This window comes from Amycolatopsis taiwanensis DSM 45107 (genome assembly GCF_000519205.1).
GTDB lineage: Bacteria > Actinomycetota > Actinomycetes > Mycobacteriales > Pseudonocardiaceae > Amycolatopsis_E > Amycolatopsis_E taiwanensis.
In genome coordinates this window covers 118644-139060 of record NZ_JAFB01000013.1, presented here as the reverse complement: position 1 = coordinate 139060, position 20417 = coordinate 118644, and the positions used below count along the sequence as shown (strand labels likewise).

Annotated in this window: 17 protein-coding genes and 1 tRNA gene; 3 read left to right on the top strand and 15 right to left on the bottom strand. The window is 68.2% G+C overall.

Annotated elements, in window-relative coordinates; genetic code table 11:
* Positions 1–155: 155 nt before the first annotated feature.
* The 10 genes from A3CU_RS0111485 to A3CU_RS44400 all read right to left on the bottom strand — a co-directional run bounded on the left by A3CU_RS0111485 (position 156) and on the right by A3CU_RS44400 (position 10964).
* Positions 156–1763 carry a solute symporter family protein gene (locus A3CU_RS0111485; protein WP_027942412.1) on the bottom strand — a complete coding sequence of 536 codons (1608 nt, stop codon included), beginning with the start codon at positions 1761–1763 and terminating at the stop codon, positions 156–158.
* Positions 1760–2050 (bottom strand): DUF485 domain-containing protein, encoded by a 291-nt coding sequence (locus A3CU_RS44405; RefSeq protein WP_043840963.1) that lies wholly within the window; start codon positions 2048–2050, stop codon positions 1760–1762. Before A3CU_RS44405 ends, A3CU_RS0111485 begins: the two co-directional genes overlap by 4 nt.
* A gap of 543 nt (positions 2051–2593) precedes the next feature.
* Positions 2594–4372, bottom strand: coding sequence for a sodium/solute symporter (locus tag A3CU_RS0111475; RefSeq protein WP_027942411.1), 1779 nt, complete (start codon positions 4370–4372; stop codon positions 2594–2596).
* 34 nt (positions 4373–4406) lie between these two features.
* Positions 4407–4901 (bottom strand): hypothetical protein, encoded by a 495-nt coding sequence (locus tag A3CU_RS0111470; protein ID WP_027942410.1) that lies wholly within the window; start codon positions 4899–4901, stop codon positions 4407–4409.
* Positions 4898–5719 carry a LytR/AlgR family response regulator transcription factor gene (locus A3CU_RS0111465; RefSeq protein ID WP_043840932.1) on the bottom strand — a complete coding sequence of 274 codons (822 nt, stop codon included), beginning with the start codon at positions 5717–5719 and terminating at the stop codon, positions 4898–4900. Before A3CU_RS0111465 ends, A3CU_RS0111470 begins: the two co-directional genes overlap by 4 nt.
* A 60-nt stretch (positions 5720–5779) precedes the next feature.
* A complete protein-coding gene (locus A3CU_RS0111460; RefSeq protein WP_027942408.1) occupies positions 5780–6625 on the bottom strand; it encodes a S49 family peptidase in 846 nt (281 codons plus the stop codon).
* A gap of 106 nt (positions 6626–6731) precedes the next feature.
* A complete protein-coding gene (locus tag A3CU_RS0111455) occupies positions 6732–8012 on the bottom strand; it encodes a histidine kinase (RefSeq protein ID WP_027942407.1) in 1281 nt (426 codons plus the stop codon).
* A 100-nt stretch (positions 8013–8112) separates the two neighbouring features.
* Positions 8113–9015 (bottom strand): Fpg/Nei family DNA glycosylase, encoded by a 903-nt coding sequence (locus A3CU_RS0111450; RefSeq protein ID WP_027942406.1) that lies wholly within the window; start codon positions 9013–9015, stop codon positions 8113–8115.
* 3 nt (positions 9016–9018) lie between these two features.
* Positions 9019–9459, bottom strand: coding sequence for a hypothetical protein (locus A3CU_RS0111445; protein ID WP_027942405.1), 441 nt, complete (start codon positions 9457–9459; stop codon positions 9019–9021).
* An 89-nt stretch (positions 9460–9548) separates the two neighbouring features.
* Positions 9549–10964 (bottom strand): sigma factor, encoded by a 1416-nt coding sequence (locus tag A3CU_RS44400; RefSeq protein ID WP_084143208.1) that lies wholly within the window; start codon positions 10962–10964, stop codon positions 9549–9551.
* A gap of 172 nt (positions 10965–11136) precedes the next feature.
* Between A3CU_RS44400 and A3CU_RS0111435 the strand changes: the two genes are divergently transcribed.
* A tRNA-Gly gene (locus tag A3CU_RS0111435) sits at positions 11137–11209 on the top strand.
* Positions 11210–11541: 332 nt separating this feature from the next.
* Here the strand turns inward: A3CU_RS0111435 and A3CU_RS0111430 are convergent.
* The gene (locus tag A3CU_RS0111430; protein WP_027942404.1) at positions 11542–13866 is read right to left on the bottom strand and encodes an oxidoreductase; all 2325 of its coding nucleotides are present in this window, start codon (positions 13864–13866) and stop codon (positions 11542–11544) included.
* Positions 13867–14288: 422 nt separating this feature from the next.
* Between A3CU_RS0111430 and A3CU_RS0111425 the strand changes: the two genes are divergently transcribed.
* Positions 14289–15293, top strand: a complete 1005-nt coding sequence (locus A3CU_RS0111425) for a hypothetical protein (protein ID WP_027942403.1) — start codon at positions 14289–14291, stop codon at positions 15291–15293.
* 61 nt (positions 15294–15354) lie between these two features.
* A complete protein-coding gene (locus A3CU_RS0111420) occupies positions 15355–15831 on the top strand; it encodes a GNAT family N-acetyltransferase (protein ID WP_027942402.1) in 477 nt (158 codons plus the stop codon).
* 21 nt (positions 15832–15852) lie between these two features.
* Here A3CU_RS0111420 and A3CU_RS0111415 read toward each other — a convergent pair whose 3' ends face one another.
* The 4 genes from A3CU_RS0111415 to A3CU_RS0111400 all read right to left on the bottom strand — a co-directional run bounded on the left by A3CU_RS0111415 (position 15853) and on the right by A3CU_RS0111400 (position 20212).
* On the bottom strand, positions 15853–16626 hold the full coding sequence (locus A3CU_RS0111415) for an amino acid ABC transporter ATP-binding protein (RefSeq protein ID WP_027942401.1): 774 nt from the start codon (positions 16624–16626) through the stop codon (positions 15853–15855).
* Positions 16623–17558 carry an amino acid ABC transporter permease gene (locus tag A3CU_RS0111410; RefSeq protein ID WP_027942400.1) on the bottom strand — a complete coding sequence of 312 codons (936 nt, stop codon included), beginning with the start codon at positions 17556–17558 and terminating at the stop codon, positions 16623–16625. Before A3CU_RS0111410 ends, A3CU_RS0111415 begins: the two co-directional genes overlap by 4 nt.
* A 4-nt stretch (positions 17559–17562) precedes the next feature.
* Positions 17563–18513, bottom strand: a complete 951-nt coding sequence (locus A3CU_RS0111405) for an ABC transporter substrate-binding protein (RefSeq protein ID WP_156960317.1) — start codon at positions 18511–18513, stop codon at positions 17563–17565.
* Positions 18514–18748: 235 nt separating this feature from the next.
* Complete coding sequence (locus A3CU_RS0111400) at positions 18749–20212, bottom strand: M20/M25/M40 family metallo-hydrolase (RefSeq protein ID WP_052371643.1); 1464 nt, start codon at positions 20210–20212, stop codon at positions 18749–18751.
* Positions 20213–20417: the final 205 nt, after the last annotated feature.

The window sequence follows — 20417 nt, the reverse complement described above, 5'->3', positions numbered from 1 at the left end:
GGGGAGGCAGGCCGCCTGCGTGAACGACCGGCAGCCGACAACCCATGTCACGGCCTGGCTACCCGAACATGTTCCGAATAACACTGCGAGGCCACCTCCTCCGGCAGGGGCTGCCGGCCGAGGTGGCCTCGCGACGAGGGCCGAACGGCATCGCTTTAGTGCGCGCTTGCCTTTTCGGCGTGGGCGCCGGTGAGGGCGCGCACCTCCATCTCCGCGTACTTCGCGGTGCGCTCCTTAGACATGACCGTGCCCAGCCAGCCGAGGAAGAACGAAACCGGAATGGAGATCAGGCCCGGGTTCGACAGCGGGAACCAGTGGAAGTCGACGCCCTTGATCATCGACGTCTTGTCACCGGACACCGCGGGCGAGAACACGATCAGCACGATGGTGACGATCAGGCCACCGTAGATGCTGAACAGCGCGCCCCGGGTGTTGAACCGCTTCCAGAACAGCGAGTACAGGATGGTCGGCAGGTTCGCCGAGGCCGCGACCGCGAACGCCAGCGCCACCAGGAAGGCCACGTTCTGGCTCTTGGCCAGGATGCCACCGACGATCGCGACCGCGCCGATGACCAGCGCGGTGATCCGGGCGACCCGCACCTCGGCGTTCTTGCTGTCGACCGCGCCCTTCTTGATCACGTTGGCGTACACGTCGTGCGCGAACGACGCCGACGCCGTGATCGTCAGGCCGGCGACCACGGCCAGGATGGTGGCGAACGCGACCGCCGCGATGAACCCGAGCAGCACCGGGCCACCGAGCTCCAGCGCGAGCAACGGGGCCGCGGAGTTGACGGTGCCCGGCGCCTTGTTGATCTTGTCCGGGCCGACCAGCGCGCCGGCGCCGAACCCGAGCACCAGGGTGAACAGGTAGAACACACCGATCAGCACGATGGCCCACACCACGGATCGCCGGGCGTCGCGCGCAGTCGGCACCGTGTAGAAGCGCATCAGCACGTGCGGCAGGCCCGCGGTGCCCAGCACCAGCGCAATGCCCAGCGACAGGAAGTCGAGCTTGCTCGTGCCGCTCTTGCCGTACTGCTTGCCCGGTCCGAGCAGCGACTCACCGTTCTTGCCGCCGTTGTCGACCGCGTGCTGCAGAAGGCTGGAGAAGTTGAAGCCGTGCTTGCCGAGCACCCACAGCGTCATCGCCAGCGCGCCGACGATGAGCAGCGCGGCCTTGATGATCTGCACCCAGGTGGTGCCCTTCATCCCACCGATCAGGACGTACAGCACCATGATCACGCCGACGACCGCGATGACGATGTCCTGGCCGACGTCGCCGCTGACACCGAGCAGCAGGTTGACCAGACCACCGGCGCCCGTCATCTGGGCGAGCAGGTAGAAGAACGAGACCACCAGGGTGGAGATGGCGGCCGCGGCCCGGATCGGACGCTGCTTCATCCGGAACGCGAGCACGTCGCCCATGGTGAACTTGCCGGTGTTGCGGAGCAGCTCCGCGACCAGCAGCAGGGCGACCAGCCAGGCGACGAGGAACCCGATCGAGTAAAGGAACCCGTCGTAGCCGTTGACCGCGATCGCGCCCGCGATGCCGAGGAACGACGCCGCGGACAGATAGTCGCCGGAAATGGCGATGCCGTTCTGCGGGCCGGTGAAAGCGCGGCCGGCCGCGTAGTAGTCCGAAGCGGTCTTGGTATTGCGGCTCGCCCAGAAGACGATCACCAGCGTGATCGCCACGAAGATCGCGAAGATGGCGATGTTGAGCGTCGGGTTACTGCCCTCGACGCCCGCGGCCAGGTTGATCACTCGGACTCCCCCTCGATCTCACCACGGATCTTGTCGGACACCGGGTCGAGCTTCCGGCTTGCGTACCGGACATAGAGCCAGGTGATCAAGAACGTTGACACGAACTGCAGCAGGCCGAAGATCAGCCCGACATTGATGTTGCCGAAGAGCTTCGTGGACATGAAGCCGTGGGCGTAGTCCGCAAGCAGGACGTACAGCAGGTACCACACGAGAAAGAGGACAGTCATCGGGAAGACGAAGACCCGGAGCCTCCGCCGCAAGTCGGCGAAGTCTGCGCTCCCCTGAATTTGCTCCCAATCGGTACCCGGAGTCGTCTCTGTCGCGGCCCCGCCGGTCGCCGGAGTCTCCTCCGTCGCGCCGTCGTCGCTTTCAGGACTCGACCCTGGTGCGACGTCGTGGTCGGCACCGTTCACCGGACAACCTCCAAATGCATGATCTCTCCTCTGTGTGATTCAAAACGTGCGATCGACGAACGCGTCTACGGACCGCGACTTGGCGACGCACACTCGGCCAACCACCTCCGGCGGCCCGCAGCCGCGTTCGCGAAGCCTCCGGCGGCGCGTCTTCCACTCGCCGAAGCACGAACCCGGACTTTGAATAGCCCTCCCTCATTACCGTCTCGGGGATGCGCGTAGATCTTGCCGTTAAACGCTCTGGAAGTTGCTCGTCCATTCGAGTGAATAAGTCCACGACCGGCCCATCGTTCGGTGTCTGTTTTGCTCTGAGTCAGCTATATTTAGCCGGTTCTCAATCCGAACTTTCTCAAGATGTTATAAAGTCACCCAGTCAATACCGCCGAATGGGTGTATGGGCGGAGAATAACGGCGCGACTACTTTCGGTGCCGACCGCGACCGGCGCGCGGACGCCCGGCCACCTGCCCGAACCGGGCCGGGGTGCGATCACGCGTGAACCCGAGCGGGTCGGGCGCGTGCAGGCGCAGCATGAACGCGTTCACATCCGCCGGCCGGCCCCCGCGGGTGGCCAGGCTCATCAGGATGGTGACCACGAACGCGATCGGCACGGTGATCAGCGCCGGCTGGACGGTGAACCAGGACAGGTGGCGTCCCCCGTAACCGTTGAGGGCGTAGCTGCACAACGCGACGATCACCAGCCCGCCGCCGATGACCATGCCGGCCAGCGCGCCCGGCCAGGTGAGCCCGCGCCACCACACCCCGAGCACCAGCAGCGGCGAGAAGGTCGAGGCGGCCAGCGCGAAGGACATCCCGACGCTGGTGGCAAGGTCGGTCGGCCGCAGGACCATCGCGATCGCCACCGCCATCAGCGCCGCGACGGCGGCGGCCGTGCGGAAATGCGAGGTCCGGCCCCGGAACACCTCCGTGGACAGCAACCCGGCGATGCCCACCAGCAGGCCCGACGAGGTCGACACGAGCGCGGAGAACACACCCGCCATGATCACCGCGCCCACCAGTTGGCCGGCCAGCCCGGGCAACATGGTGGTCGGCAGCCACACCAGCGCGGCGTCGGTCTGGTTGGTGACCAGCAATCTCGGCACGTACATCCGGGCCATCGCGCCCAGCACGATCGGGAACAGGTAGAACAGGCCGAGCAACAGCAGCACGTGCGCGGTGGTCCGCCGGGCCGCCTTACCGTCGGGGTTCGTGTAATAGCGCACGAGCACGTGCGGCAGGCCCATCGTGCCGAAGACCAGCGCCATGATCAGCGAGTAGGTCCGCAGCATGTCCGGCAGACCACCCGAGCCGGGGCGCAGCCAGTCGGTGTTGTTCGCGGGCCCGTCGGCCACCGGAGCCGGGGTGCCGGCCGAGAAGGTCAGCCTGGCGCCGCGGTGCAGGTGTGTGGTGGTGCCGGCCGCCCATGCCTCCAGATGCTCGGTCTTGGCGCCCGGCTCCTGCACCCAGACCGGGGTCAGCGTGGTCACCCTGAGCGTCACGTCGGTTTGCAGGTCCACCGTGGTCTCCTCGGCGAACACCGGAGGTGCTGGGGAGTCGAGCGCACCGGCCGGACCGGGCCGGCCGGTGCTGAGGAACACCACGCACAGCGCGAACGCCGGGACCGCGATGGCGAACAGCTTCACCCAGTACTGAAATGCCTGCACCAGCGTGATCGCGCGCATGCCACCGCCGATCACGTTGACCGCCACGAGCACGGTCATGCCCGCCGCGCCGACCCAGACCGGCACGGGCAGCACCGTGCTCACCACCAGGCCGGCGCCCTGCAGCTGCGGCACGAGATAGAGCACGCCGATGCAGACCATGAACGTGGTCGCGAACCGGCGCAACACCACCGACCCGAGCCGCGCCTGGAGAAAGTCCGGCACGGTGTAGGCGCCGGAGCGCCGCAACGGCGCGGCGACGAACAGCATGAGCGCCAGGTAGCCCGCGGTGAAGCCGATCGGGTACCACAGGCCGTCGGCGCCCTCCTTCAACACGATCCCGGCGACACCGAGGAACGACGCGGCAGAGAGGAACTCACCGGAGATCGCGGCCGCGTTGCGCCGTGAGCGCACCGTTCGTCGTGCGACCAGGAAGTCCTGTGTGGAGCTGGCGAACCGGGACGCACGGCTACCCAGGTAGTAGGCCGGGACAGCGACCAGCACGACTGCGGTCAACGCCCACGGGTTCAACTGCACCGAGTGATTGTCTCAGGGCAGGCAAGTGGGCCGATCAGTTGTCGATCAGGTCGACGAACTCGCGCTCGTGAGCCTCGGCGAGCCGGTTGTGGACCAGACCGGCCACGAGCAGCAGCGGGAACGGCAGGACGCCGAGCAGCAGCCAGGCCAACGGTATCCCGATCACCTTGAGCTGGGCGAAGGTCGGCGAGAAGTAGAAGGCCAGCGGCAGCGAACCGAGCAGGACCAGCATCACCAGACCCAGCAGCACCGCGGTGCGCAGCTGGCGCTTGACCAGATCCTTGATCAGCGCCTCGCCCCAGCTGGTCTGCTCCTCCAGCTCGACCCGGGCGCGCAGGACCGGCCGCGACCGGGAGCGTGGGTCGGCCAGCACCACCCGCTGCCGTTTCGGGGGCTTCGCGGGCTGCGACGCAGGCTCCGCCGGCGGCGCGGGCGGGATCGACTCCACCGGCGCGGGCACATGCCCGCTCTTCTGCAGCGCCGGGTCCCGCTCTCCGAACCCGCCGGCGAAGCGAAAGTCCTCGTTCATCGGCCGGTGAGACGGTCCTTGAGCTCACGGGTATGGCGCCGTGAGACCGGAAGGAGCTTGTCCCCGTTGCCGATCACCACCTGGTAACCGCCCTGACCCATGCGCAACTCGGTGATCAGGTTCAGGGCGACCAGGAACGACCGGTGGATCCGCACGAACCCGGCCTTCGCCCAGCGCTCCTCGAGCTGGGTGAGCGGGATGCGGACGAGGTGACTGTTGCCGTCGTCGGTGAACAGCCGGGCGTAGTCGCCCTGGGCCTCCACCCAGCGGACGGTCGAGCGGGGCACCAGCTTGGTGGTCCCGGCCAGTTCGACCGGGATCACCTCGTCCTCGTCCGGTTGGGCCGGCGTGGCGGCCACGTCGGCCGGGGCCGGCGCCGAGCGCAGCTTCTCCAGCACGCGGTCGATGGCGCGGTCCAGCCTGCTCTGGTCGCACGGCTTGAGCAGGTAGTCGACCGCGCCGAGATCGAAGGCGTTGACCGCTTCGTGCGCATGGCCGGTGACGAACACCAGGACCGGCGCAGGGTTCAGGGCGGAGAACACCCGCGCCATCTCCATGCCGGACAGGCCGGGCATCTGGAGATCGGCGAAAACCGCGTCGATCACCGGCAGCCCGAGTTCCTTGCGCTGCCGCAGTTCCGGGTCCTCGGCGGCCAGCAGGCGCAGCGCTTCGGCCGCGTCGACCGCCCGGAACACCTTGGCGATGCGGGGGTTGTTCCGCAATCCGTCAACGAGCAGGTTCAGACCATGTGGCTCATCGTCGACCGCCAGGACGATGAGCCGTCGGTTGTCGTTGTGCGCACTCACAGTGGTTCGCATCTTTCTCGCCAATTAGCAAGATGTCCATACCGCTGCCGGGCGACGGGTCTGGCGCCCCGCTCACAGACCGAAGCGTGACCACGCGGCGCGCTGCGTCACCGCGTCCAACATCGCACTGGCCGCCGCCGGCGCGCCGATCCCCAGCCTGGCCAGCAACGGCTTCTTGGGCTCCGCAACGGAGATCTGCGCGTCCGGATAACGCTGCGCGATCACCTCGCGAAGGCTCCCAATGCCGTCGACCAGGCCGAGGTCCATGGCCCGGCCGCCCAGCCAGACGTCGCCGGTGAACAGCTCCTCGGTCCCGGCAAGCCGGTCACCGCGCCGCTCCTTCACCCAGTCCACGAACAGCTCGTGCAGTTGGGCGTGCATCTTCTTGAGCCACTCGACGTCTTCCGGCTTCTCCGGGGTGAACGGGTCGAGCCGCGCCTTGTTCTCACCCGCGGTGTGCAGCCGCCGCTCGATGCCGAATCGCTCCAGCAGTCCGGCGAACCCGAACCCCCCGCTGATCACGCCGATCGAGCCGACCACGGAGGTCCGGTGCGCGTAGATCTCGTCGGCGGCGCACGCGAGCCAGTACCCGCCGGACGCCGCCACGTCCTCGCAGAAGGCGAGCACTTCGACGCCGGGTTTCTTGGCGGCCAGCTGGCGGATCCGTTCCGCGACCAGCCCGGACTGCGTAGGTGCGCCACCCGGCGAGTTGACCAGCAGGGCCACCGCTTTGAGCCGGTCGTGGCCAAACGCCCTGGTCAGGGCGGATTCGACGGCGGCGAGGTTGATCACCCCCCGGGTGAATGGCGACGGCGTCGGCGTGATCACGCCGTGTAACTTGACCACCGAGACGATGTCCGTGCGGTCACCCCGGTCACCGATCCGCGGAATCTTGCTGGTGACACTCTTGACGTCCATGACGCCAGGTTAGGCCCGCCCCGCTGAAGACGTGACGGCCGGCGGGCTCGGCCAGCGTTTCCCAAGCAGTGGAGCCGCTTGCTGTGGGCCGTCCACCGAACAGTCGCTAGCCGGCGCGGTGGGCGGGGGCGGGCGACGACCCGTTGGTGCGCGCCTTCTGCGGCGGCACCGCGGCCGAGTAGTCGGGCAACTCGGTGCGCACGCCGGGCGCGAACTTCGGCACCCGCAGGGTCACCTTCATCCCGGCACCGGGTGCGGTCTCGACCATCAGCGCGTACTCGTCGCCGAAGAGCTGCCGCATCCGGGCGTTGATGTTGCCGAGCCCGACGTGCGCGCCGGTGCGGTGCGAGTTGCGTAGGTCGGCCAGGCGGGCCGGGTCCATGCCGATGCCGTCGTCCTCCACGCTGATCAGCGCCTCGGTGCCGTAGTCCTGCGCGGTCACGGTGACCATCCCGCCGCTGGGCTTGTTCGCCAGGCCGTGCTGGACGGCGTTTTCCACCAGCGGCTGGATGATCAGGAACGGCACGACCACCGACAGCACCTCGGGCGCGATCTTGAGCCGGACTTCCAGGCGGCCCCCGAAGCGGGCGCGCTCGATGGTCAGGTAGCGGTCGATGTTGCGCAGTTCGTCGGCCAGCGACGTGAACATGCCGGAGGTGCGGAAGGAGTACCGCGTGAAGTCCGCGAACTCCTGCAGCAACTCGCGTGCCTCCTCCGGGTCGGTCCGGATCAGCGATGAGATCGTGTTGAGCGCGTTGTAGATGAAGTGCGGCGAGATCTGCGCCCGCAACGCCTTGATCTCGGCCTGCTGGAGCTGGCTCTTCGACTCGTCGAGCCGGGCCAGCTCGAACTGGGTGCACACGAACTGGGCGACCGCGTCGGCCATCTGGATCAGCCGCTTGCCACGGGTGCGGCCCACGACGATGAGCACCGCCTCGATCTCGCCGTCCACGATCAGCGGCACGATCACCGCGGTCCGCATCTTGCAGGTGCTGCGGTGGTCGCACGGCACGTCGTCGTGCGCGACGACCTCGCGGCGGAGTTTGCGGATGGCCAAATAGATCGCGGAGGTCAGGTCGACGTAGTGGTCGTTGGCCTCGCCGTCCCAGGACACCAGCGTGCCTTCGGCGTCCGTGATGCCGATCGCGACGCACTTGAGCAGTTCGAGCAGTTGGGAGGTGATCCGGTCCGCGGAGCTCTGGTCGAAGCCCCGCCGCAGGTCCGGAGTGGCCTTCGACATGTGGTAGACGGCTTCCAGCACCGCGTCGTCCACGAAGCTGCTGGGCTTTCGCGAGCGGGCGAGGACGACGATCAGGGCGATCAACAGCAAGCCCACGACTGTCCAAGGGATGATCTGCGCGATCGGCAACCCGGCCACGGCGTCAATGCTCTGCGCTTGGTGCGTGGGGTGCAACCCTTCCGGCCCACTTTCTGTGTAGTCGTGCTTACCGTGCGGTAGGTGGTGCTCCGCCCCGCCGGGCTCCGGGCTACTTCAACAGGCGGGAAAGCCGTCGGTCGGCGAGCGGCTTGCCGCCGGTCTGACAGGTCGGGCAGTACTGGAAAGACTTGTCGGCGAAGGAAATTTCGCGCACGGTATCACCGCAAACCGGGCACGGCAGGCCGGCCCGCCCGTGCACCCGCAGGCCGGAACGCTTCTCGCCCTTCAGCCGCGCCGCGTCCTGTCCGACGGAACGGTCCACCGCCGCGGTCAGCACGTCGTGCATCGCGGCCGCCAGCCGGTCCAGTGCCTCTCCCGGGAGTTTTCCGGGCGTGGCATACGGCGAGAGCTTCGCGGTGTGCATGATTTCGTCCGAGTAGGCGTTTCCGATGCCGGCGATCAACGACTGGTCGGTGAGCGCCGTTTTGAGCCGCTCGGTGCGCCCGGCGAACAGCTTCCCGAGGCGTTCGCGGTCCACTTCGAGCGCGTCCGGGCCCAGCCGCGCGATGCCGGCCACTTCCCGGGGATCGCGCACGATCCACACCGCCAGGCCCTTCTTCGTGCCGGCCTCGGTGAGGTCGAAGCCCGGGCCGGCGTCGCTCTTGTCGCCACCCGCGCGGGATGCCGAGAGGTGCACCCGCAGGGCGAGCGGCCCACGGCCCGGTTTCGGCGGAACCGGGGACAGCGAATCCGACCAGCGAAGCCAGCCGGCCCGCGCCAGATGGATCACCAGGTGCACCGCACCCGCGCCGTCCGGGTCCGCGACCATGAGGTCGAGGTGCTTGCCATGGCGGCCCGCCCCGACCACCTCCTGGCCATGCAGGATCGTCCACTGCGGGCTGAACGTCTTGAGCACCGAAGGCGAAGCCACGTCGACGCGTGTCACCGTCCGCCCGACCGCGTGTTCACGCAGGTGATGGGCGAGCGCTTCGACCTCGGGTAACTCGGGCATCGATCACTCCACCGGATGCAGGGGACCGTCGAAGTCGGGCAGCGAGTGCTTCTGGATCGACTTCGCGACATCCTGGACCTCGCGACGCACCCGGAACATGCCCGACACGATCCCGACCCAGCGCTCCGGCGGCTGCTCCCCCACCAGATCGCCCTCCGTCTCGGCGACCACCTTCCACGGGCGGTTCAGCACCCAGCGCAACGGGAAGAACACGATGATCAACAGCAGGCCGTAGATCACCCACGGCGGCACGACCACCCCGTCGGGCAGCCAGAGCACCAAAACGAGGACGAGCACCAGAGTCACCGTGAGCATCGCGATCCCGGGCACGGGACTGCCCGCGACATCGTGTTCGAAGTCCTCCACGGTGGCCGGGCGGCGCCACTCCATCTGTGCCCGGATGACCCACTCACGCTCGTCGCCGCCGCGCACCGCCCGGTTCATGCCCAAAGCCTTCCGCTCGATCGTTCATGAGCCGGGGTCAACGGTAGCGCGACGAAGGCCAGCCGCGCGAGATCCAGCGGGGCAGATGATCACCAGCCTCGACCATCGCCGCCGGAACGCAGGATGGGGCCGCCGTGGTTCGGCCAGTCCCCGGGCGGCCCCAGCCACAGCCAGATCGGCCAGCCGCGGGAACCGGGGTCGACGTGCGTCCGGGTGTGCCCCGGGGCGTGGGACCGGCCGGACGAGGCGGAGTACGGGGCCGACGACCCGGTGCTGATGTCGATGCGCGACTCGCCCTCGCTCCCCTCGGCCGGGGTGGAGCGCGACCTGGGCGGGACATCCGCCGCCGAGGACGGCGAGGAAATCTTGGGCGCCGGCGATGCCTTCACAGGCGGCCGGCGGCTGGTGGAACTGGAATCGACGGTCCGCTCGGGCGATACCGTGGACTCCGGCGCCGCCTGCACGAGCGGCATGGTCGCGCTCGGAGAGCCACCGGACAACGACGACGACGGGGCCGCGATCTTCAGTTCCACCCCGCCCGGCAGGCTGACCGGATGCGACGCCGAGTTGACCAGCGCGGGCCCCACGGTGAACCCGACCACCCCCGCCGCGGCCGTCGAGGCCAGCGCGATCCCCACCTTGAGCTTCGAGACGAGCATGCCCTTCAACACCGCGAACAGGCCGGAACCCGACTTCGCCGCGGCAGTGGCAGCGGCGGCGGCCGTCGCCGGCACCAGCATCGCCAGCGCACCCGCGTGCGAGCGCAGCGACGAGCAAACGTCCCGCAGTTCCGCATGCATGGCGCGGCAGGAAGCACAGCCGCGTAGATGGGTGCGGATCCGGCGAGCCTCCGCCCCGGTCACGCTGCCGGCGGTGTACCCGCCCAGTTTGTCGATCACCCCCCGGCAGCCGACATCGGACGCCTGGTTCATGGCCAGGTGTGCCTGCAGATACGCGGCACGCAACCCCTGGCGGGCCCGCCGCGCCAGTGCCGCGGTCGCGTTGGCGCTCAACCCGAAGTACGGCGCCACCACGGCGGGCTGCTCGCCCTCGACCTCGGTCTGCCACAGCACGACTCGCCACCGCTCGGGCAGGCTGGTGAAGGCGGTCGCGATCAGGTTCCGCTCCGCCGTGCCCGCATGCGCGTCCGCGCCCGCGCCCGCCCGGCTGGTCAACTCGTCATCGGTGACCGGCACATCCCGGCGGGCGCCACGCCATTCCCACGAAACCCGGCGGGCAACGGTCAACAGGTACGCGCGAATGTGGTCCTTGGGCCCCGAGCCCCGGCGCAAGGCCTGCAACACCCGAAAAAACGTTTCCGCGGTGATGTCCTCGGCCTCGGACTCCTCGGCCGCGAGCCCGCGGGCAAGACGCCGGACGCCCGCCGCGTGCAGCTCGAAAAGCTCGCTGAACGCCTTGTCCTCACCGGCTCGGAGACGTGCCAACAGTGCCTGATCGTCGGCCGAAGCCGCACGTTGTTGCGGCACCGCAGGTTCCTCCGTCATCCGGGCCGGACCTCCTCCCCCCGTTCGGTTGAATGTGGCCACCATACGGAGCCGAGAGCCCGTCGTCACCCCCTGTACTTCCGGAGTGACACAGTTCCCTCCTAGTGGGTGGCCGCAAGCCACCGAACGCGATGGGTATAGACTCTCTTTCGCTCCGGTTCACTGGAGCCAGGCGGACGTAGCGCAGCTGGTAGCGCATCACCTTGCCAAGGTGAGGGTCGCGGGTTCGAATCCCGTCGTCCGCTCTCGGAGCTGGCGCACGCTGCTCGCGCATTCTGCGCTTCGCGGGTGGCTCCTCGACATCACACTGGGGGCCCAGCCCCAGACCCCGGCCAGGGGGCAAGCCCCCTGGACCCCCCGCGATTTTTGTTCGTATCCCGTTGTGTTGGGCGAGTTGCCGTCCTGTGCTCGCGGGTTGTGGGTCCATGCTCGGCTTTCGATTTGTGGGCAAGTTGCTGTGCTGCGGGGGGCTCGCGCTTCGCGCATCGTGCTCGGGCATTGGGAAGGGCGGTGGGTGTCGTAGAAGGCGACCCGCCGGCGCCCGCTGGCCCGGTAACGCCCGGACGTTGGGTGGGGGTCAGGAGACGCCGTTGCGGCGGATCAGGCGGCCGGCGCCGGCGGCGACGGTGGTGGCGAGGACCCAGCCGGCGGCGACGAAGGCGCCGCTGACCCATTTGTCCGCGCCGTGCATGTACCAGCGGCCCTTGTTCCCGAAATCGACGATCGGAACCAGCAGATCCGCCGTGTACAGCACCGGACTCCATTCCAGGCCGCTGTCCTGCTGGTCGATGGTGCACCGCGGACCATGCACCATGTAATAACCCGGCTCGCCGGAGGTGGTGCAGTCGTCGGTGCCGAGACCGAACCAGAGGCTGCCGACCACGAGCAGGCCGACCAGCCAGCCCAGCGCCCGCACCGGACGGTAGCCGTACCCGACCATCGCGCGCTGCAGCCAACTCCACACGCGCACGCCCGGGGCGAGCGCCAGCCGCCCACTGGCCAGCGCCTCGTAGCGGTACTGCTGCTTCTTGAACAGAACCGTGGCCGCGTGTTCTTCGTTGCCGCTACGGCGCAGCATCGCCGCGAGCTGGTCGTAGGGCCCGGGGCGGTAGCGGCGCATGGCCTTGCGGAGCAAGGTGATGCGCTCCAGCACGGCCCGGTCGTCGGAGATGGCGATGGGCCGCTTGAACACGTCGTAACGGAAGTCTTCCAGGTCCAGACCGCCATTCGCCGACCACAGCAGCGAGTTGTCGTCGAGCATCTGGCAATGCGCGTGACGCAGCACGACCTGCCCGACCGGTTCCTTTCCCGGTGTCAACAGGAACTCGTCCGCCCGGACATCACTCGCGTCGAGCGCGACCCGGTGCTGCGCAAGCGATTCCAGCTCCGCACCGGCCAGATCGACTCGCCGGGCCGCGACGGCGCCGTCCATGTTCACCCCGCCGTCGACGTGGAAGGCGCGAGCCGGTGACTGTTTGAGGCTGATGTCCCGTCCCACCCTGGCCGAACGCAGATCGACGGAGAAGCTCGTGTGCTCGCGCTCGGTGGGCTTGGTGACCTCGGCGCCGTCGAGTTCGATGCTGCCGCCGACCTCGATCCCCTGTAGCCGCAACGTGCCCTTGACCACGGACTCGGTCAGATCGAAGTTCCCGGCCACCTTCATCCTCCGAGCGGACAGCACGTCCCGCCCCGCGTGCAGCAACTGCACCCGGTTCGCGAGCACGTTGCCGCCGACAGTCACGTCCTTCATCCGCAACTGCCCGGACGGCACCCGCAGGTACGTAGCCTCGATGTCGCCATTGATCTCGCTGCCGTCCAGGTGCAGGGCCCGGTCGTAGAACGGCTGCCCCTTGCCGCGGGGCACGTTCACCCAGGCCCGCGCCAGGCGCAGCGTGCCACCGACCCGTGTGTTGATCATGCGCAGGGTCCCGGTCACCGCCAGGCCGTCGGACAGTTCGAGGTTGCCGTCCACGCGCAGCCGGTCCGCCACCAACGCCGCCCACGGGTCCAGGTACGGGTCGCCGTCCAGGTCGGTCTGCCCACGTTTGGGTCCGCGCAGGTTCGCACCGCGGAACACGATGTCGCCCTCCACCCGCGCGCTCGGCAGGTGCAACTCCCCGCGGGCGACGAACGGCTGATGCCGATCGGTGCTGCCGAAGGTGTCCACCTCGCACAGCAGGCTGCCGCCGATCTGAGCCCCGGTACCGTCCAGCGCGAACCGCGCGGGATTCTCCAGCCGGGCGCCGGAAAAGTTGACGTTACCGCCGACCCGCATGCCCGGCAGGCGCACCTCGCCGAGTGCTCGCAGGCGATAGGCCAGCAGCGCACCGGTGATCAGCAGCCGGTCGGCCTGGATCGCCCTGCCCTTCGGGTGGTTGACCTCGGTGCGGGTCAGCACCACCGACCCCTCCACCACGGCGTCGGTGAGGTTGATCGCCGCGTCCGGCAGACCCCGATCCCGGCGGCTGGCCCGCTGCACCGCGGTCTCACCGTCGGCGATCTCCGGCACCTCGACCGTGCATCCGATCAACCGCACGTCATTGCGGCTGCGCAGGTTCCGCGCCTTCAGCCCGGGCAGCCAGCAACGCCGGAACACCAACCCCAGCAGCTTCGCCTCACGCACGTCGGGCGGGAACTCGAACCGGCAGTTCTCGAACCGGAACAGGTAATCCAGATCCGCGCCCCGCAGATCGAGCCGGCCGGTGATGTAGGCGTTTTCCACCTCGACGATCGGCGCGTTGGTGACCTGCCTGTTCCGCCAGCGCTGCAGTACCCCGGTCTCCTGTTCCAGGAACGGTTTCAGCAGCTCCGCCGCGGCCAGGTGATATCGCGTGTGCGGTATTCCGGAGAACGGATCCAACGGCAGCGCACGCCTGGCCGGCCCCGCTTCGTCCACTGCCATTGGCGTCTCTCCTCCGCTTACGGCTCGAATAGCGTGCCGACTTTACTGGGACGGTTCGTAAAGGCGAGAAGTTCCATTGCCTGCCGCGCAGCGTTGTTCGGAACGTGTTCGGGCAGACAGGCCGTGACTTCGCCTCGTCGGCTGCCGGTCGACCACGACAGCGGCCTGCCTCCCCGCTCACGTGCAGGGGGTCTGGGGGCTTGCCCCCAGTCGGGGGTGTGGGGGCGGAGCCATCACAAGACAGAGCGTCTGGGGCTTGCCCCCAGTCAGGGGCGTGGGGCGGAGCCACCAAAGACAGAGCGGTCTGTGGGGCTTGCCCCAGTCGGGGGCGTGCGGGCAAGCCCCACAAGGCACCGTTGTGCTGTGTCACCAAACGTGCTCTTCCTCACGTTCTCAATAACTATCGCGCTATCGTCGATGACGTGGAGGCCCTCGCGGAGTTGAAAGCGGTCACCGGTGCGGTGACTTACGGCGAACTGGCCACCCTGCGGCGCCGATTGTGGGCGGACGAAGGCGCCGCCTACCGCTGGTCCGGTCAGTACTTACCCGCCACTGCGGAACAACGACAGGAAATCGAAGCCGCATTCTCCGGCCGGGTGCGCCGGGCGATCGCCCGGGACGGACCGCTACGGGCCTGGTGCGATCGGCTGCGCGCGGAAATAGTGCCCGTTGTCCCGTTCGATCGTCTGCTCGCCGACCATCCCGAGCTGGATTATCCGGTGATCACGCCGAATGTCGCCGCCTGGCGGGTGCTCGCGCACTTCGGCGGTATTTTCGAAGTCGCCGACGGCTGGGTCGCGGTACCGGATCTGCCCTCCGCCGTGACCGCCACCAGGTCGGCCGTGCAGGAACTGGGCGGCCGCACCCCGGCGGGAGTGCTCGCGGCCGCCGGTTTCACCATGACCGACACCGAACTCGTCGCCTGGCTCGGCCGCTGCGGTTACCGGGTTTCCCCGGTCGAACTGCGTCAGCCCCGGCACACCCTGCACCGGGTGAAGGACCGCATCTCGCCGGCAAAACGGAGTTCGCGCGGCCCCAGCGCGACCGATCTGGTGGCCGACCTGCTGGAACGTCAGGGTGCGCCGCTGCACCTCGACGAGATCCTGCCCCGGCTGTCCCGGAGGTTCAGCCGGGGACCGCTGTACAACCGGCTCAACGCCGACGGCCGGTTCATCCGGGCCGCGCCCAGCACGTTCGCGCTGGCCAGCTGGGACATCGAGCCTTACCCGGGGCCGCCCCGATCGAGTGCGAACCAGGCTGCCCGGCTGATCGAGGCCCAGGGCGGGCCATTGCACCTGGACGAGATCCGGGCCCGGCTGGACAAGCCGATCACCCGCGAGGGCCTGCGAAACGCCCTCAACGCGAACGACCGGCTGGTCCGGGTCGCGCCCTCGACCTACGACCTGAAACAGCCCGGGCCTGCCTGAGCCTCCAATGCCGCGACCGAATTGCATTGCGAGCCGCCGGTCGGGCGGGAAAGCTGGCGACATGGTGGTAACCGGACACGAACGCCCGGTACGGCAGGCGGTGGCGTCCGATGCCGCCGTCGCGGCCGAGTTGCTGGACGCCTTCAATCGCGAATTCGATTCGCCGACACCGGGGACGGCTGCGCTCACCGAACGGCTGCGGGAACTCATCCCAGGTGACCAGGTCGTCGTGCTGCTCGCCGGTGAGCCGGCGGTCGGGGTCGCGGTGCTCTCCTTCCGGCCGAACGTCTGGCACAAGGGGCCGTCGGCGCTGCTGGACGAGCTCTATGTGCGGCCTGACCGGCGCGGACAAAGGTTCGGACATTTCCTGCTCGAAGCCGCGTGCCGCCTGGCGCGCGAACGCGGTGCGGAGGAACTCGAAATCAACGTCGACGGCGACGACATCGACACGCGTCGCTTCTACGAATCGCACGGCTTCACCAACACCGAGCCCGGGGCGACCGAGCCGATGTTCTACTACTACCGAGCCGTCACCTGAGCCCGCGTCCAATGTGGACTCTCAGGCGTTCGGGTTGAGCACGCGGGCGAGGAAGGAACGGGTGCGCTCGTGGCTCGGGTTCCCGACGACCTGTTCCGGCGTCCCCTCCTCGACCACGACGCCGCCGTCCATGAACAGCACCTTGTCGGCGACTTCACGGGCGAACTGCATCTCGTGCGTCACCACGATCATGGTCATGCCGTCCTGCGCGAGCTGGCGCATCACGCCGAGCACGTCACCGACCAGTTCGGGGTCCAGCGCCGAGGTCGGCTCGTCAAAAAGCATCAGCTTCGGTTGCATCGCCAGCGCCCGCGCGATCGCCACCCGCTGCTGCTGGCCGCCGGAAAGCTGCGCGGGATAGGCCTTTTCCTTGTCCGCCAAGCCGACCCGGTCGAGCAGTTCGCGAGACCGTTGCCGGACCGAGTCCCGGTTCTCCCGCCGCACCTGGACCGGCGCCTCCATCACGTTTTCCAGCGCCGTCATGTGCGGGAACAGGTTGAACCGCTGGAACACCATGCCGATGTCCCGGCGCTGGCCGGCGATCTCCCGCTCGCGCAACTCGTAGAGCTTCTCTCCGCGCTGCCGGTACCCGATGAGCTGGCCATCCACGAACAGCCGCCCGGCGTCGATCTTTTCCAGGTGGTTGATGCACCGCAGCAACGTCGACTTGCCCGAGCCGGACGGCCCGATGACGCAGGCGACCTCCTGCGGCATGACCTCGAAGTCGATGCCTTTGAGCACCTCCAGACGGCCGAACCGCTTGTGGATTCCCTGGCCCTGGACCAAGGGTGTCATCGCACTTGCCCTTCCGACCGCGAACCGAACCTGAAGCCGAGCAGGCGCGCGGCCCAGGTTTTCTGAGGCACCGAACGCGACGACCCTCGCGAGAACCGTCTCTCGATCTGTTGCTGGATCAGCGTGAGGATCGAGGTCAGGAACAGGTACCACAGCGCGGCCACGATCAGCAGCGGCGCGATCTTGTAGTTCTGCGCGTAGATCTCCTCCGCCGAGAGCATCAGCTCGAAGTAGCCGATGACGACCACCAGCGAGGTGGTCTTGAGCATGGAGATCGTCTCGTTGCCGGTCGGCGGGATGATCACCCGCATGGCCTGCGGCAGGATGATCCGCCGCAGCGTCTTGCCACGCGACATGCCCAGTGCGCTCGCCGCTTCGAGTTGCCCCTCGTCCACCGACAGGATGCCGCTGCGCACGATTTCAGCCATGTACGCGGCCTCGTTCAGGCCCAGCCCCAGCAGTGCGGCGGCCAGCGGCGTGATCAGGTGGTTGGTGTCCGCGCTCACGAAGGTCGGGCCGAACGGGATCCCGATGCCCAGCCGCGGGTAGAACAGCGCCAGATAGTTCCAGATGATCAGCTGGGTGATCAGCGGCGTGCCGCGGAACAGCCAGATGTAGATGCCCGCCGTGCCCGAGGTGAGGGGGTTCGGCGACAGCCGCATCACCGCGAGCAGGATGCCGCCGATCACCCCGATCACCATCGAGACCCCGGTGAGGATCAGCGTGTTCTGCAGGCCGTGCAGGATCCGGCCGTTGAACAGGTAGTCGCCGACCACGTTCCACTGCATGTTTTCGTTCGTGGCGATGCTGCGCACCACGATCACCGCGATCACCAGGATGATCGCGCCCGCGATCCACCGCCCGTAGTGCCGGACCGGGACCGCCCGGATCTCCACCTGCTCTGTCGTGGTCTCCTCGCCCGTGGCGCTCATGTGGTCAGCCCACGGTCGGGTTGATTTCCGACTTCGTGACCGCGCCGCCTGGGTTCAGGTGCCACTTGGCGATGATCTTGGCGTAGGTCCCGTCGTCGATCAGCGCCTGCACCGCTGCCTGGACCGCCTGCGCGAAGGTGCCGTCGCCCTTCTTGATCGCGATGCCGTACGGCGCGGTGTCGTAAGGCTGGCCGACTACCTCCACCTGACCGTCGGTCTGTGTCACGGCGTAGTCGACCACCGGCGAGTCGGCGAGCATCGCGTCGCTGCGGTTGGTGGTCAGCTGCAGGTTCACGTCGGTCTGGGCCTGGAACTGCTGGATGTTGATGGAGGGCTGGCCGTTGCTGTTGCAGGCATCCGACCGGTTCGTCGCGTCGTCGACCTGGGTGGTGCCCTTCTGTACGGCCAGGTTCTTGCCGCACAACGTGTCCAGGGTGATGTGCTTCGGGTTGCCCTTCAGCACACCGAGGGAGGTGCCCGCGCTGTAGTAGGACACCATGTCCACGGTCTGCGTGCGCTCCGAGTTGATCGTGAAGGACGACATCGCGAGTTCGTACTTGCTCGCTGCCAGGCCCGCCAGGATGCCGCCGAAGTCGGCGTTCTGGTACTCCATGGTCAGGCCCAGCTTCTGGCCGATCGCATTGCCCAGGTCGACGTCGAAGCCGACCGCCTTTCCGCTGGGGTCGACGAACTCGTTCGGCGGGTAGCTCTGGTCCTGGCCGACGATTATCTTGCCGTCCGCGGCCACCGACGCGGGAACCATCGCGGCGAGCTTGTCGTCCTTGGTCTGTGCCGGAATCGAGACGGGCGCGGCGCTACTACTGCCCGCGGGAGCGGCGGTCGACCCACCACCGGAACCGTTGCCACCGGCACCGCAGGCCATGGTCAGCCCGGCGAGTGCGAAGGCAGGAAGCAGAGTAAGCGCTTTCAACTGTGTTCCACGGGCCACGTTCATCACTCCCTGTTGGGTAGTTCTGTACGAGAACACGCATATTGCCATCCGGACGCCCGGTGGATACCCCTGAAGGCAGTAACAGCATGGTTACGGCATGATCGTCAGGCCGGCCACACAGGCGTCCACTATGGATTTTTCGGGCGTTGGCGAGGAGTTTCGAAGCGGCTTCCGTAACGGTGCGAGTAGCGGCGCAAGCTGCGTGCCTCTCAGCAAGCAGCCCACGCCGCTGGTAAACCTATCGGCGTGCGTGCGCGTCCAGGATGTGCGCGACGGCCTCGGTGACCCGCCCGGCGTGGTCGAGGTGCAGCCACTCGTCCGGCACGTGCGCGTTCGAGTCCGGCCCGAGCGCGCCGGTGACCAGGAACTGCGCCTCGGGGTACTTCCTGGCCAGTTGCACCATGAACGGGATCGAACCGCCAAGGCCGATGCTGCCGGAAGGCGCGGCGAAGATCTCGTCGCTCACCTTTTCCAGCGCGGCCGACAGCCACGGCGCGGACTCCGGGGCGTTCCAGCCGTCCGCGTGCTCCACGCCCGACAAGGTCACCTGCGCCGAGTACGGGACGTCAGTGGTGAGCGCCTTCTCCACGGCGGCGAGCGCGGCCGCGGAGTCGGCGGTGGGCGGAAGCCGGAAGCTCAACGCGAGTGTCGTGGCGTCGCGCAGCACGTTGCCGGCGTTCGCGGGCTCGGGCAGGCCGGCGGCGCCGATCACCGACAGGGTCGGCCGCCAGCCGTTGTTGAGCAGCAGCTCCTCCTCGTCCTCCGTGACCGGTCGCATGCCCGCCACCAGCGGGAAGGTCGAGGCGATCGCGCCCGGGGCCGAGCGCACCGCGGCCTCGACCTCCGCCCGCCGGTTGGCCGGGATGTCCACGTTCATCTCGGCAAGCGTGATCTGACCGGTTTCGGCGTCCTCGATGCGGTCCAGCAACCGGCGCAGGATGCGGAACGAGCTGGGCACGATCCCGCTCGCCAGGCCGGAATGCTGCGCCGATTCGAGCACGCGCACCGTGACGTGCACCTGGACCAGACCACGCAGGCTGGTGGTCTGCCAGAGCCGCTCGTAGTCGTTGCCACCGGAGTCCAGGCAGACCACGAACGACACCCGCCCGAGCCGTTCCTCGAGATGCTCGAGGTAACGGGGCAGGTCCGGGCTCCCCGACTCCTCGCCGGTCTCCAGCAGGATCACCGCCCGGGCGTGCTGCCCGCCGGCCGCGTGGACCGCCTCCAGCGCCGTCACCGCCGCGTAACCGGAGTACCCGTCGTCGGCCGAGCCACGGCCGTAGAGCCGCCCGTCGCGGATGACGGGCGTCCACGGGCCCAGGCCTTCCGACCAGCCGCCGACCGGCGGCTGCTTGTCGAGGTGGCCGTAGAGCAGCACGGTGTCGGCGTCCTCTGCGCCGGGGCTCGCGGGGACGTCGACCAGCAGCACCGGGCTGAGCCCGTCGAGCCGCACCACGTCCAGGGTGGCGCCGGGCAGGTTCCGTCCGGCGATCCAGCCGCGGACGTGTTCCACCGCCGCGTCCAGGTGGCCGTTGGTGGCCCACTGGGCATCGAATGCCTGGGACAGTGCGGGGATCCGCACCAGGTCGGACAGGCTCGGCAGGACTTCCTCGCGCCAGAGCCGGGAGACGGTTTCGTGCACGCTTATCTGCTCCACCAGCCCATCCTGCCACCCTGGGTGCGCCCCACCACAAACGATCATGTGACCGACATCACTTGTCACAGCTGACCCACCAGTCACAGTTCCGCGCGGCCGCTCAGCGGCTGGTCACCCAGGGTCGGCAATCCCGACTTTCGGTGGGCCCACACTCGGTCGTCCTAGCATTTGCCCAGCTCATGCCTGCTTTTCGGACAACGAATCCGCCTCGGATACTGACCTTCGCCCATGGGTTCATGTCAGGATGGCG